The organism is Xanthomonas sp. PPL134, from assembly GCF_040595915.1.
GTDB lineage: Bacteria > Pseudomonadota > Gammaproteobacteria > Xanthomonadales > Xanthomonadaceae > Xanthomonas_A > Xanthomonas_A indica.
The window spans coordinates 56,655-71,092 of record NZ_JAMDLL010000007.1; the positions used below are offsets into that span (position 1 = coordinate 56,655).

12 protein-coding genes and 1 other RNA gene are annotated in these 14,438 nt (G+C 71.8%); 5 read left to right on the forward strand and 8 right to left on the reverse strand.

Annotated features, from left to right (window positions below; genetic code table 11):
- Nucleotides 1-4: 4 nt before the first annotated feature.
- Entirely contained in the window at nt 5-451 is a 447-nt protein-coding gene (gene mraZ, locus M3U25_RS13730) for a division/cell wall cluster transcriptional repressor MraZ (RefSeq protein ID WP_026144304.1), read from the reverse strand.
- 326 nt (nt 452-777) lie between these two features.
- Here mraZ and M3U25_RS13735 point away from each other — a divergent pair, with 326 nt between their 5' ends.
- Entirely contained in the window at nt 778-1,563 is a 786-nt protein-coding gene (locus M3U25_RS13735; protein WP_355501963.1) for an NRDE family protein, read from the forward strand.
- Nucleotides 1,564-1,780: 217 nt separating this feature from the next.
- Here the strand turns inward: M3U25_RS13735 and rnpB are convergent.
- Nucleotides 1,781-2,147, reverse strand: an RNA gene (rnpB, locus tag M3U25_RS13740) — RNase P RNA component class A.
- Nucleotides 2,148-2,219: 72 nt separating this feature from the next.
- On the reverse strand, nt 2,220-3,044 hold the full coding sequence (gene rsmI / locus M3U25_RS13745; protein ID WP_267096031.1) for a 16S rRNA (cytidine(1402)-2'-O)-methyltransferase: 825 nt from the start codon (nt 3,042-3,044) through the stop codon (nt 2,220-2,222).
- Nucleotides 3,045-3,125: 81 nt separating this feature from the next.
- Between rsmI and M3U25_RS13750 the strand changes: the two genes are divergently transcribed.
- From M3U25_RS13750 to M3U25_RS13765, 4 genes are read left to right on the forward strand one after another with little or no spacing between them, the layout of a single operon-like run.
- On the forward strand, nt 3,126-4,850 hold the full coding sequence (locus M3U25_RS13750) for a penicillin-binding protein activator (RefSeq protein ID WP_355501960.1): 1,725 nt from the start codon (nt 3,126-3,128) through the stop codon (nt 4,848-4,850).
- Complete coding sequence (locus tag M3U25_RS13755; protein WP_355501957.1) at nt 4,840-5,208, forward strand: YraN family protein; 369 nt, start codon at nt 4,840-4,842, stop codon at nt 5,206-5,208. The genes M3U25_RS13750 and M3U25_RS13755 overlap by 11 nt, the downstream gene beginning before the upstream one ends.
- A gap of 1 nt (nt 5,209) precedes the next feature.
- Complete coding sequence (locus M3U25_RS13760) at nt 5,210-5,764, forward strand: metal-dependent hydrolase (RefSeq protein ID WP_355501954.1); 555 nt, start codon at nt 5,210-5,212, stop codon at nt 5,762-5,764.
- Nucleotides 5,761-7,146, forward strand: a complete 1,386-nt coding sequence (locus tag M3U25_RS13765) for an FAD-linked oxidase C-terminal domain-containing protein (protein ID WP_355501952.1) — start codon at nt 5,761-5,763, stop codon at nt 7,144-7,146. Before M3U25_RS13760 ends, M3U25_RS13765 begins: the two co-directional genes overlap by 4 nt.
- Nucleotides 7,147-7,583: 437 nt before the next feature.
- On the opposite strand, the gene M3U25_RS13770 is transcribed toward M3U25_RS13765, so the two are convergent.
- The 5 genes from M3U25_RS13770 to kdpB form a co-directional block, all read right to left on the reverse strand.
- Nucleotides 7,584-8,084, reverse strand: coding sequence for an AAA family ATPase (locus M3U25_RS13770; RefSeq protein ID WP_355501950.1), 501 nt, complete (start codon nt 8,082-8,084; stop codon nt 7,584-7,586).
- 148 nt (nt 8,085-8,232) lie between these two features.
- Nucleotides 8,233-8,961 (reverse strand): response regulator, encoded by a 729-nt coding sequence (locus M3U25_RS13775; protein ID WP_242160658.1) that lies wholly within the window; start codon nt 8,959-8,961, stop codon nt 8,233-8,235.
- Nucleotides 8,951-11,629 (reverse strand): sensor histidine kinase KdpD, encoded by a 2,679-nt coding sequence (locus M3U25_RS13780; protein ID WP_355501946.1) that lies wholly within the window; start codon nt 11,627-11,629, stop codon nt 8,951-8,953. The genes M3U25_RS13775 and M3U25_RS13780 overlap by 11 nt, the downstream gene beginning before the upstream one ends.
- Before the next feature lie 60 nt (nt 11,630-11,689).
- Nucleotides 11,690-12,286, reverse strand: a complete 597-nt coding sequence (kdpC, locus tag M3U25_RS13785; protein ID WP_355502055.1) for a potassium-transporting ATPase subunit KdpC — start codon at nt 12,284-12,286, stop codon at nt 11,690-11,692.
- 72 nt (nt 12,287-12,358) lie between these two features.
- Entirely contained in the window at nt 12,359-14,428 is a 2,070-nt protein-coding gene (gene kdpB / locus M3U25_RS13790) for a potassium-transporting ATPase subunit KdpB (RefSeq protein WP_355501944.1), read from the reverse strand.
- Nucleotides 14,429-14,438: the final 10 nt, after the last annotated feature.

Below are 14,438 nucleotides of genomic sequence, written 5' to 3' on the forward strand. Positions count from 1 at the left end.
CGACTCACAACTTCAGATCGAGCAATCCATCGCCCAGATCCTCGTCAGACAACGTCTGCTGGATCAGTGCGCGATGAGCCTGCTCGCTCCACAGTTCGAACTTGTCGCCCATGCCCAACAGCACGGCGCGCTTTTCAATGCCCACCGCGGCGCGATGGCTCGGCGGAATGGTGATGCGGGCGTTGGCGTCCAGCTCCAGCGCGGCCGACGAACCCACCAGCTTCTGCTGCAGGACCCGCACCACGCGCTGGGTGTTGGGCTTGGCCATGACGTCGTCACGGACCCGCTCCCACTCCTTTTCCGCATACAGCCACAGGCAGCCGGCCTCGAACGGGTTGTAGGTCAGCACCAGCCGATTGCCGCTCACGCGCGCGACGAGGTCGCGGTACGCGGTGGGAACCGCCATACGCCCCTTGTCGTCCACAGTGATTGCGGTCTCGCCCTGAAACACGACGCCTGCACCTTTCCGAATCCGCCTGGGCGGTCATTGAACCACGAAAAACCACAAAAAACCCGGTTTCCCCTCAAGTGCCCACCTTAGCAGTGCGCAACGGGTTGTCAACAACTTTGCGAGCGGCAAATCGCTAGCGGGATCAATGGTTTGCAACGATCTTTAGAGACTTGTTCAAGGCTTATCCACAAGTTACTGTTTCGTCTCAAATTTTGAGATTGAACGGAAATTCAGGCCTGTGTACGGGGCGTTAAGGCGGTCGTCACCGGCCGTCGACATGCCCCCTGCACTCGCGCCGCGTTGCGCAAGCGCGCACACTGCGGCGCATGTGTCTGGTCGTTCTCGCGCACGCTGCGCACCCGCGATGGCGCTTGCTGCTGGTCGGCAACCGCGACGAATTCCACGCCCGTCCGACCGCGCCGCTGCAGCGCTGGCCGGCCCCGGCACAACGCCTGCTGGCCGGACGCGACCTGCGCTCCGGCGGCACCTGGGTGGGACTGGACGACGCCGGCCGCTGCGCCGTGGTCACCAACGTGCGCGACCCGCTGGCGGCGATGTCCGGCGCCTCGCGCGGCGCCCTGATCGCCGACTACCTGACCGGCGCGGAGCCGGCCGCGGCCTTTGCCGACGCGCTGGCGGCGCGCGCCGACGCCTATCCGCCGTTCAACCTGCTGCTGGCCGATGCCGCCGGCGCCGCCTACGTGGGCAACCACCCGCCCGGCCGCAGCGCCCTGGCGCCCGGCGTCCACGGCATGTCCAACGGCGCGCTCGACGCGCCCTGGCCGAAGACCCTGCGCCTGCGCGCGGCGGTGACCGCCTGGATCGCCGCCGGCGACGACGACCTTGCCCCGCTGTGGCGGGCGCTGGCAGACGAGACCCTGGCCGACTTGGCGGACCTGCCGGACACCGGGGTCGGCCCGGACCTGGAACGGCGGCTGTCGCCGGCCTTCATCCGCGGCCACGACTACGGCACCCGCGCCAGCACCATCGTCGCGGTGGACGCCGCCGGTCACGGCTGGATCCACGAGCGCCGGTTCGGCCCGGACGGGGTGTTCCTGGGGGAGACGCGGCTGGAGAACCGGGACCTGGGAGCGGACGCGGGAAAGCAGTGACGCCTGCGCTCAGGCATCGACTTCAGCCGCGATGGCGGGGCGAACCAGTGCCGGCACGTCGGGTTTGTGCAGTCGGGACTGAAGTCCCTCCCACAATGGAAGGCGACGGGGACGACAGACAGACGGCGAAAGCCCGCATCCATCGCGCCGCCGGCGTCAGCGCCTGACCGGCGAGCGGAACAAGCGAGCGCGGGAGCGCGTCTGTAAAAGAAGAAGGTGGCGGAGCCGGCCGATAAGCCGGGTTCTGTCGTGGACAGTCATTCTTCTAGGCGCACCGTCACCGGTACGCTCAAGCAACCTACCCGGACCCGACGCGGGCCGCGCCATGAGGTCCCTATTTGGTCTTGCTCCAGGTGGGGTTTGCCGTGCCGGTCCGTTACCGGACTCGCGGTGCGCTCTTACCGCACCATTTCACCCTTACCGGCCTGCTTGCGCAGACGTAGGCGGTATCTTTCTGTTGCACTAGTCCGTCGGCTCGCGCCGCCCAGGCGTTACCTGGCACCTTGCCCTATGGAGCCCGGACTTTCCTCGGCATCCCGCCGCACCGAAATGCGAGGGGATGACGCGACTGTCTGGCCGGCTCCGCCGTGCGTATTGTCGCACGTGCAGTCGGCAACATGTTCCTGATCGCCAGCAGGCAGGCGCTGCGCGTTGCCTCACCCGCCGTACAAGGCCTTGCGCGAAGCGCCGGTCAGTTCGGCGGCGAGCTTGGCGGCGGTGGACGGCGGCAGGTGTTCGCTGAGCTTGGCGTAGACGCGGCGGCCTTCGGCCAGCTGCGCGTCGGCATCGTCGCCGGCGCCCTGCACCATCAGCACGAACTCGCCCTTGCGCTGGTTGTCGTCGGCCTCGACCCGGGCGTGCAGGTCGGCCAGGGTGCCGTCGAGCACGGTCTCGAACAATTTGGTCAGTTCGCGCGCCAGCACCGCCGGGCGGGCGTCGCCGAAGGCGGCGCGGCAGTCGGCCAGGGACTCGGCAATGCGGTGCGAGGCTTCGTAGAACACCAGGGTGCGTGGTTCGCTGGCCAGCCGGACCAGGCGCTCGCGCCGCGCCGAGGCCTTGGCTGGCAGGAAGCCCTCGAAGGCGAAGCGGTCGCTGGGCAGGCCGGCCACGCTGAGCGCGGCGATCGCCGCGCAGGCGCCCGGGACCGGGCTGACCCGCACCCCGGCCGCGCGCGCGGCGCGCACCAGGCGGTAGCCGGGGTCGCTGACCAGCGGGGTGCCGGCGTCGCTGACCAGGGCCAGCGACTGGCCCTCCAGCAGGCGCGCGACGATGCGCTGGGACAGCGCCTCCTCATTGTGTTCGTGCAGCGCCAGCAGCGGCCGCTCGATGCCGAAGTGGGCCAGCAACTGGCCGCTGCGGCGGGTGTCCTCGGCGCAGATCGCCGCCACCGAGCGCAGGGTCTCCTGGGCGCGCGGCGTCAGGTCGGCGAGGTTGCCGATCGGCGTGGCGACGACGTGCAGGGTTCCGGGCTGGGCGCTCATCTACGGGCTTTCCATGGTCAAGGGTAGAATCGTAGCGGTTTTCCCCGGCGCGCCCGGCGTGCCCAGCCGAATGGACCAGAAATGAACAAGCGATTCGCAAGGATTTCCGCCCTGTCGCTGCTGGCGCTGCTGATCGCCGGCTGCGCCACCACCAGCGTGACGCCGAGCGCCTCGCCGGCCCAATCGGCCGCGCTGGCGCTGCTGGACCAGGGCAAGCCGCGGGACGCGGCGCAGCAGCTCGAGGCGCAGGCCGCCGGCGCCACCGGCAGCGCCCGCAACCAATTGCTGGGCGACGCCGCCTTCGCCTGGTACGAGGCCGGCGACGCCGCCCGCGCGCGCAGCCTGCTGGCGCAGGTACAGCCGCGGCAGTTGCCGCCGCTGAGCAAGGTGCGGGTGGCGCTGGTCGAGGCCGAGCTGGCCCTGGCCGACCGTCAGCCGGCCAAGGCACTGCAGGCGCTGGGCAGCGATCCGCAGGCGGTGCCGCAGAACCTGCGCGCGCGCTGGCACCTGGCCCGCGCGCAGGCGCTGGAAGGCACCGGCGACGCCAACGCGGCGCTGGACGAACGCGCCCGCGCCGACAACGGCCTCAGCGGCCAGACGCGCAGCGACAACCAGCGCGCCATCGTGCGCCAGCTGGCCACGCTCAACGACGCCACCCTGCAGGCCCGCGCCGGCGCGCTGCCGGCCGGCGACCCGCTGTACAACTTCGTCGGCCGCGCCCTGCTGAGCCGCGGCCTGGCACTGCCGCGCCCATTCGACCGCGGCGAGCAGTGGGGCTTCGACACCAGCAAGCGGCCGCCGGCCGAGCGCGACGGCTACCGCCCGCCGGCCAAGCTGGCGGTGCTGCTGCCGTTGAGCGGCAGCCTGGCCACCGCGGCCGCGCCGGTACGCGACGGCCTGCTCGCCGGCTACTACGGCGAGACCCGGCGGCGCCCGCCGATCGACTTCATCGACACCACCGGCACCCCGGCCGGGGCGCTGGCCGCTTACCAGAAGGCGGTCGATGGCGGCGCCGACTTCGTGGTCGGCCCGCTCGGCCGCGACGAGGTCACCGCACTGTTCGCGCGCGACGCGCTGCCGGTGCCGGTGCTGGCGCTGAACCGCGGCACCCACGCCCCGCCCGGCGGCAGCGCCGGCTTCTCGCTGGCCCCGGAGGACGACGGCATCGCCGCCGCTGAGTACCTGCTGGCGCACGAGCGCAGCAATACGTTGGTCATCGGCAGCAACGACGACAACGGCCGCCGTGCGGTGGCCGCGTTCCGCGACCGCTTCAGCGAGCGTGGCGGCAAGGTCGCCGGCAGCATCAGCGTGGCCGAAACGCCCGGCGACATCGCCGCGCAACTGCGCAACGCCGGTGCCGCCGACTCGGTGCTGCTGGCGGTGAAGGGCAATACCGCGCGCGCGCTGGCGCCACAGCTGGCACTGGCCGGTTTCGCCGGCAAGACCCGGGTCGCGACCTCGCAGCTGGTGCTGGGCACCGGCAAGCCCGAGGACGACCTGGTGCTGGACGGCATCGTCTACCCCAGCGAACTGTGGAACGTGCGCGGCGTCGGCGGCCTGCCGGCGGCGACCAGCGTGGCCGACATGCTGCCGACCGCGCGCGGCCCGGCCGGGCGCCTGTTCGCGTTCGGCTACGACGCCTGGCAGATCACCGCGTACCTGGAGAAGCTGGCGACCGGCAAGGACAGCGCCCTGCGCGGCGCCACCGGCGTGCTGCACCTGGACGGCTTCGGCAACATCGTGCGCACCCCGGCCTGGTCCACCTTCAGCGGCGGGCGCCCGACCCCGCTGCCCGATGGAAACTGAGCGGCGCCGACGCGGCAACGCGGTGGAAGCGGCGGCGCGCGCCGAATTGGAGCGCGCCGGCCTGCGTTTGATCGCCGCCAACGTCGCCTTCCGCGGCGGCGAGCTGGACCTGGTAATGCAGCAGGCGCAGAGCCTGGTGTTCGTCGAAGTGCGCTACCGGCGCAGCACCGCGTTCGGCGGTGGCGTGGCCTCGGTCGACCTGCGCAAGCGCCGCCGCCTGCTGCTGGCGGCGCAACTGTTCCTGGCCGCGCATCCGCAATACGCCAGCTGGCCGTGCCGCTTCGACGTGGTCGAGGCCGAAGGCGATCCGCCGCGGCTGACCTGGCTGCGCGACGCGTTTCGCGCCGAGGATTGCTGAGGTGCCGAGCATCTTCACCCACGCCGCGGTGCCGCTGGCGCTGTGGGCCGCCGCCGATCGCGGGCGCATCTCCACGCGCCTGCTCGGCGCCGGCATCGTCGCGGCGATGCTGCCCGACGCCGACGTGCTCGGCTTCGCCCTGCACATCCCCTACGCCGACGCCTTCGGCCATCGCGGTGCGAGCCACTCGCTGCTGTTCGCCGCGGTGCTGGGCGTGCTCGGCGCGCTGCTGCACCGGCCCCTGCGCGCCGGCGCGGTGCAGGCGGCCGCGTGGCTGTTCGTCTGCACCGCCTCGCACCCGCTGCTCGATGCGATGACCTCCGGCGGCCTCGGCGTGGCCCTGGCCTGGCCGTGGAGCGAGCAGCGCTGGTTCGCGCCGTGGCGGCCGATCCGGGTCTCGCCGTTCGCCAACGGTTTCTTCAGCGCGCGCGGCCTGACCACGCTGCTGTCGGAACTGCGCTGGGTGTGGCTGCCGCTGGCGCTGGCGGTGCTCACCTGGAAACTGCTGCAGCCGCCCTCGCCCTCCGCGTCTTCCTCTTCGCCGCCTTCGCCATGACCACACCGCTGCCCGCCGCGCTCACCGACACCCTCGCCACCCTGCTCGGCCCAGAGGGCTGGCGCACCGACGCCGACAGCCGGCGCAGCTATGGCGAGGACGATTCGCGGCGCTGGGCGCTGGCCGACGCGGTGGCGCTGCCGCAGACCCGCGAGCAGGTGCAGGCGATCGTGCGCGCCTGCCGTGCGCACCGCGTGCCGCTGGTGGCGCGCGGCGCCGGCACCGGCACTGCCGGCGCCGCGGTGCCGTTCTCCGGCGGCGTGGTGCTGTCGTTCGCGCGCATGAACCGCATCCTGCAACTGCGCCCGGCAGACCGCTGCGCGGTGGTGGAACCCGGCGTACTCAACGGCGACCTGCAGCAGGCACTGGCGCCGCACGGGCTGTTCTGGCCACCGGACCCGTCCAGCGCGGAGATCTGCAGCGTCGGCGGCAACCTGTCGACCAATGCCGGCGGGCCGCGCGCGGTGAAGTACGGCGCCACCCGCGACAACGTGCTCGGCCTCGTCGCGGTGACCGGCAGCGGCGAGGTGATCCGCTGCGGCGGCGCCTACACCAAGGACGCCACCGGCTACGACCTGACCCACTTGCTGGTCGGCAGCGAAGGCACCCTGGCGCTGATCGTGGAAGCGACGCTGAAGCTGTCGCCGCGGCCGCTGGCGCAGGCCGGGCTGCGCGCGTTGTACCGCGACGCCGCCGGTGCCGCCGCCGCGGTGTCGCGACTGATGGCGCAGCCGAGCACGCCGACCATGCTCGAGTTCATGGACCGCAGCGCGATCGCGCTGCTGCGCCGCAACGGCAGCGACGTGCCCGAGGCCGGCGCGATGCTGCTGATCGAGGCCGACGGCGACAACGACACCCTGCCCTACGCGCTGCAGGCGCTGGGCGCGGCGGCGGAGGGCGACGGCCTGCTGGCGCTGGACGTGGCCGCCGACGGCAGCGCGCGCGATCGCCTGTGGGCCGCACGCCGCGCGCTGTCGCCGGCGCTGCGCACGATCCGCCCGGGCAAGATCAACGAGGACGTGGTGGTGCCGGTGTCGCGCATCCCCGAGCTGGTCGCCGGCGTGGAAGCGCTGGCCGCCGAGTTCGACCTGCCGATCGTCGCCTTCGGCCATGCCGGCAACGGCAACCTGCACGTCAACATCATGTACGCGCCGGACGACGCCGCCGAAACCGCGCGTGCTCAGGCCGCGTTGCCACGCCTGTTCGCGCTGGTGCTGGCGCTGGAAGGCACGCTGTCCGGCGAACACGGCATCGGCGTGGCCAAGCGCGACTACATGGACCAGGCCTTCGACGCCGCCACCCTGGATGCGATGCGTGCGATCAAGCGCGCGCTGGATCCGGATGGGATCCTCAATCCGGGGAAGGTGTTGCCGGAGCCTTGAGGGGGAATCCGGAATCCGGAATCCGGAATCCGGAATCCGGGATTCGGGATTCGGGATTCGGGATTCGGGATTCGGGACAGCCTCTTTCGCGTACTGATCCATTGCAACCTCGCCATGCCGCCATGCCCTCGTAGGAGCGGCTTCAGCCGCGACGGGCGTCACCGGCAAGGCCACGGTCGCGGCTGAAGCCGCTCCTACGACGAGCCAAGGCGATCGCGGCACGAGCGATGGCCTTGCGCACACGATGCGCTATCGCTGCCGACGACCGATGCGGTGCGAGGCGCGGTCGTCATGCCTGAAGCGCTGCATCCATCGCACACACTGCTTCGTGGGAACGGCCCCAGCCTTCCGCCGAACTCGTCAGCGAGCAGCCGGCAGAGCGCGTGGCGCGGCAGCGATGTGCACGCTGCCGGACGCCGCTGCCACGCCTGCAGCCTTCAAGGCGCACATTGGGCCGGAGTGACGACGCTGACGTGGTCGGCCCCTTCGGCGAGCGTCGGCGCTTCGAAGAGGTCGTGCACCGAGCGGATCGCCTCCTCCGGAACCTGTTCGTCCGCGGCACGCTGCAGGTTCCGCGCGAGCGCAACAGGCAGTGCGACCTTGATCCAGACGATCTCGATCCGGGCGCCGGCCGCGTTCGCAATGGCGATGATCGGTGCCCGATGCCGGGTACCGGGCAGCGCCGCATCGAAGTAGACGGTGCACGGCCGTACCGGTTGCCGCGCAATCCACGTGGTCTTGCCCGCGCCCTGCAGGCCGCACACGATGACGACCGTCCAGGTGCCGGCGGATTCGCACGCACCGGCGAGGATCGCCTTCAAGGCGTCATGGCTTTGCTGCCACGCGCTGCGATTGCGTTCCGGTGTCCAGACGCGCCCTTGTTCCGTATGCAGGAAGTGGTCCGGGTTGATCACGATGGGAGGCGGGCACAAGGTCATCTGGTCTTCCGTCTATCGCGTTCCAATGCGTCCGAAAGCACTCGCTGCCGCTGTAGGAACAGCTTCAGCCGCGACGGGCATGACCGGGAACGCAGCGGTCGCGGCTGAAGCCGCTCCTACGGATACCCGGGAACGCCGACACGCCCCATCACGCCGACGGACACTGCACGCCGATGAAGCGCAACCCCACGCCCGGCTCGGTGGCGATGTAGCGCGGGGCGACGGCGCTGTCGCCGAGTTTCTGCCGCAGCTTGCCGACCAGGATGCGCAGGTAGTGGGTGTCGTCCTGATGAGTGGGCCCCCACAGTTCGCGCAGCAGTTGCGGCTGCGTCACCACGCGGCCGCTGTGCCGCAGCAGCAGCGCCAGCAGCGCGTACTCCTTGCGGCTGAGCGGCAGTGCCTCGCCGTCCAGGCGCACCTCGCGCAGGCCCAGGTGGATGTGCAGGTGGCCGTCGTCGAACACCGGCTCGGCCTCGCCGGCGACGGGCTGCATGCGCAGCAGCACGCGGATGCGCGCCATCAGTTCCTGCACGCCGAACGGCTTGGTCACGTAGTCGTTGGCGCCGGCGTCCAGCGCCTGCACCTTCTCGGCCTCGCCGGCGCGCACGGTCAGCATGATCACCGGCACCGACGACCATTGCCGCAGTTCGCGCAGCACGCTGTGTCCGTCCTGGTCGGGCAGGCCGATGTCCAGCACCACCAGTTCGGCGCCGTGCGCGGCCAGTTGCGCCAGGCCGGCGGCGCCGGTATCGGCCTGCAGCACGCGGTAGCCCTGCGCGCGCAGGCTGATGTCGAGGAACCGGCGGATCTGCGGCTCGTCGTCGATGACCAGCACGCGCGGCGGCGGAATCGGATCGGCGTGGGACTCAGTCGGCATCGGGGCGGGACGGCGGCGCGGCGGGTTCGATGAGCGGCAGGGTAATGCGGATCGTGGTGCCGCGGCCATCGGGACCGGGCAGCGCCTCGACGCTGCCGCCGTGCGCGCCGATCATGCCCTGGCAGATGGTCAGGCCCAGGCCGGTGCCGTGGCGGCCGCGGTCGCCGCGCTCGACGCTGTAGAACATGTCGAAGATGCGCGCGCGCTCGTCCTCGGGAATGCCTGGGCCGCGGTCGCTGATGTCGATGCGCAGGCGGCCGTCGACCATGCCGGCGGCGACGCGGATCGCCGCGTCCGCCGGCGAGAACTTGGCGGCGTTCTCCAGCACGTTGAAGATGGCTTGCTCGACCAGCGCCGGGTGCACCCACAGCGTCGGCAGGTCCGCGGCCAGGGCGATGTCCAGGCGCACCTGCGGCTGGTAGCGCTGCAGGCGCCGCGCGGCCGAGCCGATCAGTTCGTCCACACCGATCCAGTCGCGGTTCAAGGTCAGCCCGGTGTGGCCGAGCCGGGTCATGTCCAGCAGGTTCTGGATGTAGCGGTCCAGGCGCTCGCCTTCCAGTTGGATGGTGTCGAGCAGGCTGCGGCGATCGTCCGCGTCCATCGCCTGGCCGTAGCTGGACAGGCTGCTGGCCGCGCCGATCATCGCCGCCAGCGGCGAGCGCAGGTCGTGCGAGACCGAGGACAGCAGTGCCGAGCGCAGCCGCTCGGTCTCGCCGCTGACCCGCGCGCTCTCCAGGTCGGCGACCAGGCGGGTGCGCAGTGCGGCCTGGCCGATGTCCTCGACCATCGCCTCCGCCAGGCGCTGCTGCTCCAGGCCCGGGCGCTGCACGCCGGCGCCGAAGCGCAGCCCGACCACGCCGATCGCGCCGCGCTCGTGGCGCACCGGCAGGAACCACCAGCTCGCGCCGGCCAGGGTGTCGGTGAAGCGGCCGGTGGCCTGGCCATGGCGCTGCGCCCAGTCGGCGGCGCTGCGGTCCACCGCGGCCATCGACGGCGCGTAGTCGTCGGCACCATCGTGCGCGCGCTCCAGCGGCTGCAGGCGCAGCCAGGCCTCGGCGTCGAGCGTGCCGGCGAGCGCGCGGCGGCCGGCCTCCAGCACCTGGCCGAGATCGGCGGCGCTGGCCAGTTCGCGGCCCAGCCGCTGCAGCGCGGTGGTCTGCGCGTTGGCCGCGCGCAGCGCCAGCACCTGCATGCGCAGGCGCGAGGCCAGGCGCCCGGCAACCAGCGCCGCGACCAGGAACAGCAGCACCGTGACCAGGCCCTGGCGCGCGCCGATGTGCAGCGTGTAGCGCGGATCGATGAAGAAGAAATCGTAGGCGAGGAAGCTCAACAGCGCGGCCAGCACCGCCGCGGCCATCCGCGTCTTCGCCGCCACCATCACCACCGCGACGATGAACACCATCGACAGGTCGTCGATGCCGACCCAGCGCTCGGCCAGCCAGCCCACCGCCACCGCCGCCAGCGTGGCGACCGTGGCGAACACCAGGTCGTCGCGCGACAGCCAATGCCCGGGGCTGCGCCAGCGCCGCCGCGCGCGGGCGCGCGCCTCCGGCGAACTGATGATCACCAGTTCGTAGTGCGCGCCGCGTTGCAGCAGTTGCTGGGTCAGCGTGCGGTTGATCATGCGCGCCAGCGGGCGCTCGCGGGTGCGGCCCAGCACCAGCGTGGACACGCCGCTGCGCGCGGCGTGGTCGAGCAAGGTGTCGGCGACGTTGGCGCCGTGCAGCAGCGCGGCCTCGCCGCCGAGGCGGCGCGCCAGGGCGAAGGCGCGGTCGATTTCCAGCTGCCAGTCGGCGTCGGGCTGCGCCTGGGTCTGCACGGTCACCACGGTCCAGGGCGCGCCGCGGCGCTCGGCCAGGCGCCGCGCCACCCGCACCAGGTAATCGGACTGGCCGCGGCCGTCGATCGCCACCATCACCGTACGCCGCAGCGCGACGCTGGTACGGCCCTGCGCCGCCTGCACGTCGCGCAGATCGTTGTCGACGCGGTCGGCGGCGGTCTGCATCGCCAGCTCGCGCAGCGCGGCCAGATTCGACGGCGAGAAGAACGCCTGCAGCGCCTGCCCGGCCTGCTCGGGCAGATACACCTTGCCCTGCTGCAGGCGCTCGATCAGCTCGCGCGGCGGCAGGTCGACCAAGACGATGTCGCGCAGGCGGTCGAAGATCGCATCGGGCACGGTCTCGCTGACGCGCACGCCGGTGATGCGGTGGACCACGTCGTTGAGGCTTTCCAGGTGCTGGATGTTGACCGTGCTGTAGACGTCGATGCCGGCGTCGAGCAGTTCCTGCACGTCCTGCCAGCGCCGCTCGTGGCGGCTGCCGGGCGCGTTGCGATGCGCCAGTTCGTCCACCAGTACCAGCGGCGGGCGCAGCGCCAGCAGCGCATCCAGGTCCATCTCGTCCAGGGTGCGGCCGCGGTACTCCAGGCGCCGCCGCGGCTGCACGGTGAGCCCTTCCAGCAGCGCCGCGGTCTCGGCGCGGCCGTGGGTCTCGACCACGCCGACCACCAGGTTGTTGCCCTGCTGCTGCAACTGCCGCGCGCGCGACAGCATCGCGTAGGTCTTGCCCACCCCCGGCGCCGCGCCGAGGAACACGGTCAGGCGCCCGCCACGCTCGCGCTGCAGTTCGCCGATCAGGGCATCGGCCTGTTGGGTGCGGGGGTCGGGCATTTGGAGCTGAGAATGGGGAATTGGGAATGGGGAATCGCAAAGCCTACAGCGCGGCGCGCCTTACCGCTTTTGCTCCTTCCCATTCCCGGTTCCCGTTTCCCCATTCCCGACCGCATCCAAGGCCAGATTCAGCGCCAGCACGTTCACCCGCGGCCTGCCGAGCACGCCGAACTGGCGTGGCTGGGTCTGCGCGGCGACCAGGGCGGCGACGGTCTGTGGTGGCAGGCCGCGCGCGGCGGCCACGCGCGCCACTTGCAGTTGCGCGGCCTCGACGCTGATGTCCGGGTCCATGCCGCTGCCGGACTGGGTGACCAGGTCGTCCGGCACCTGCGCCGGGTCGATGCCCTCGCGCGCGGCCACCGCCTGGCGGGTGTCGTCCAGGCGCTTGCGCAGGTCGGGGTTGCTGCGTGCCTGGTTGCTGCCGGCCGCCGACATCGGGTCGTACTTGGCGCCGGACGGACGCGGCTGGAAATAGCCGGCGGCGGCGAACGGTTGCGCCACCAGCGCCGAGCCGACCACGCGGCCGTCCTTGGTGCGCAGGCTGCCGTTGGCCTGCTCGGGGAACAGCGCGCCGGCCAGCACGGTGGCCAGCAGCGAGTACAGCGCCGCGGACGCGAGCACCAGCAGCGGCAGCACCAGCACGGCGCGCCAGCGCATCGGTTCGTGGGGGGAAACGGAAGACACGGTCATGGAGGCAATTCCGAAAGAGCGTATAGATCGGCGCTGGGGTCAGCCCAACGCCACCAACAGCAGGTCGATGGCCTTGATCCCGACGAACGGCAGCAGCACGCCGCCCACGCCGTAGATCAGCATGTTCCGGCGCAGCAGCGAGGTCGCCGAGGACGGGGTGAAGCGCACGCCGCGCAGCGCCAGCGGGATCAGCGCCGGGATCACCAGCGCGTTGAAGATCAGCGCCGCCAGCACCGCGTTGGTCGGGCTGGACAGCCGCATCACGTTCAGCGCGGCCATCTGCGGGATCGAGGCGGCGAACAGCGCCGGCAGGATCGCGAAGTACTTGGACACGTCGTTGGCCAGCGAGAAGGTGGTCAGCGCGCCGCGGGTGATCAGCTGCTGCTTGCCCACTTCCACCACCGCCAGCAGCTTGGCCGGATCCGAGTCCAGGTCGACCATGTTGCCAGCCTCCTTGGCCGCCTGCGTACCGGAGTTCATCGCCAGGCCGACGTCGGCCTGGGCCAGCGCCGGCGCGTCGTTGGTGCCGTCGCCAACCATCGCCACCAGGCGTCCGCCGGCCTGCTCCTGGCGGATGCGCGCCAGCTTGTCCTCGGGGGTGGCTTCGGCGATGTAGTCGTCGACGCCGGCCTCGGCGGCGATGGCCGCCGCGGTGAGCGGGTTGTCGCCGGTGATCATCACCGTCTTGACGCCCATCGCGCGCAGCCGCGCGAACTTCTCGCGCACGCCGTGCTTGACCACGTCCGACAGCTCGACCACGCCCAGCACGTGCCGGCCCTCGGCCACCACCAGCGGCGTGGCGCCGCTGCGCGCCACCTGCTCGACCCGGCTCTTCAGTTCCGCCGGCACCTGTCCGCCCAGCGCGGTGACGTGGCGGATCAGCGCATCGGCGGCACCCTTGCGGATCGACCGCGGCGGCTGCATGCCGGCGGCCGGCAGGTCGACGCCGGACATGCGCGTCTGCGCGGTGAAAGCGACGAACTCGGCACCCGCCGGATCGGCCGGCGGCAGGCCCTGCTCGCGGGCCAGGCGCACGATCGACTTGCCTTCCGGGGTCGGGTCGGCCAGCGACGACAGCATCGCCGCTTCGCGCAGCTGCGCCACGTCCACGCCGCTGAGCGCATGGAACACGGTGGCCTGGCGATCGCCGTGGGTGATGGTGCCGGTCTTGTCCAGCAGCAGCACGTCGACGTCGCCGGCCACTTCCACCGCCTTGCCGGACTTGGCGAGCACGTTGGCCGACAGCGCGCGATTCATGCCGGCGATGCCGATCGCCGGCAGCAGCCCGCCGATGGTGGTCGGGATCAGGCACACCAGCAGCGCGATCAGCAGCAACGGGTCCACGTGCACGCCGACGAAGGCGGCGATCGCCGGCAGCGAGGCGACCACGATCAGGAAGGTCAGGGTCATCGCCGCCAGCAGCATGGTCAGCGCGATCTCGTTCGGCGTCTTCTGCCGATTGGCGCCTTCCACCAGCGCGATCATCCGGTCCAGGAAGCTGTGGCCCGGCTCGGCGGTGACCTTCACCAGGATCTCGTCGGACAGCACCTTGGTGCCGCCGATGACGCCGGAGCGGTCGGTGCCGGCCTCGCGCAGCACCGGCGCCGATTCGCCGGTGACCGCGGCCTCGTTGATCGTGGCCAGGCCGTGCACGATCTCGCCGTCGGCCGGGATCAGCTCGCCGGCCGAGACCACCACCAGGTCGCCCGGGCGCAGTTCGGCGGCCGGCACGCTGGTCTCGCCGTCCAGCCGCGCGCTGGCGACCCGGCGCGCCACCAGGTCCTTGCGCGCGCGCCGCAGCGAGGCGGCCTGGCCGCGGCCGCGCGCCTCGGCCACCGCCTCGGCGAAGTTGCCGAACAGCACGGTGACCAGCAGGATCGCGGTCACCGCCCAGCCGAAGCCGGTCGGCCCCTGGCCGGCCACGGTGATCAGCGCCGACAGCAGCGTGCCGGCAAAGACCACGGCCATCACCGGGCTGCCGAGCAGATGCCGCGGCGACAGCTTGAGCACGCTGTCGCGCAGGGCCGCGCGCAGCGCCGCGGCATCGAACAGCCCAGGCCGGCGCGCCGGCGAAGAAGCCACGGAAGTAGAGGGAAGCGGGGTACTCATCGTCGTCGTC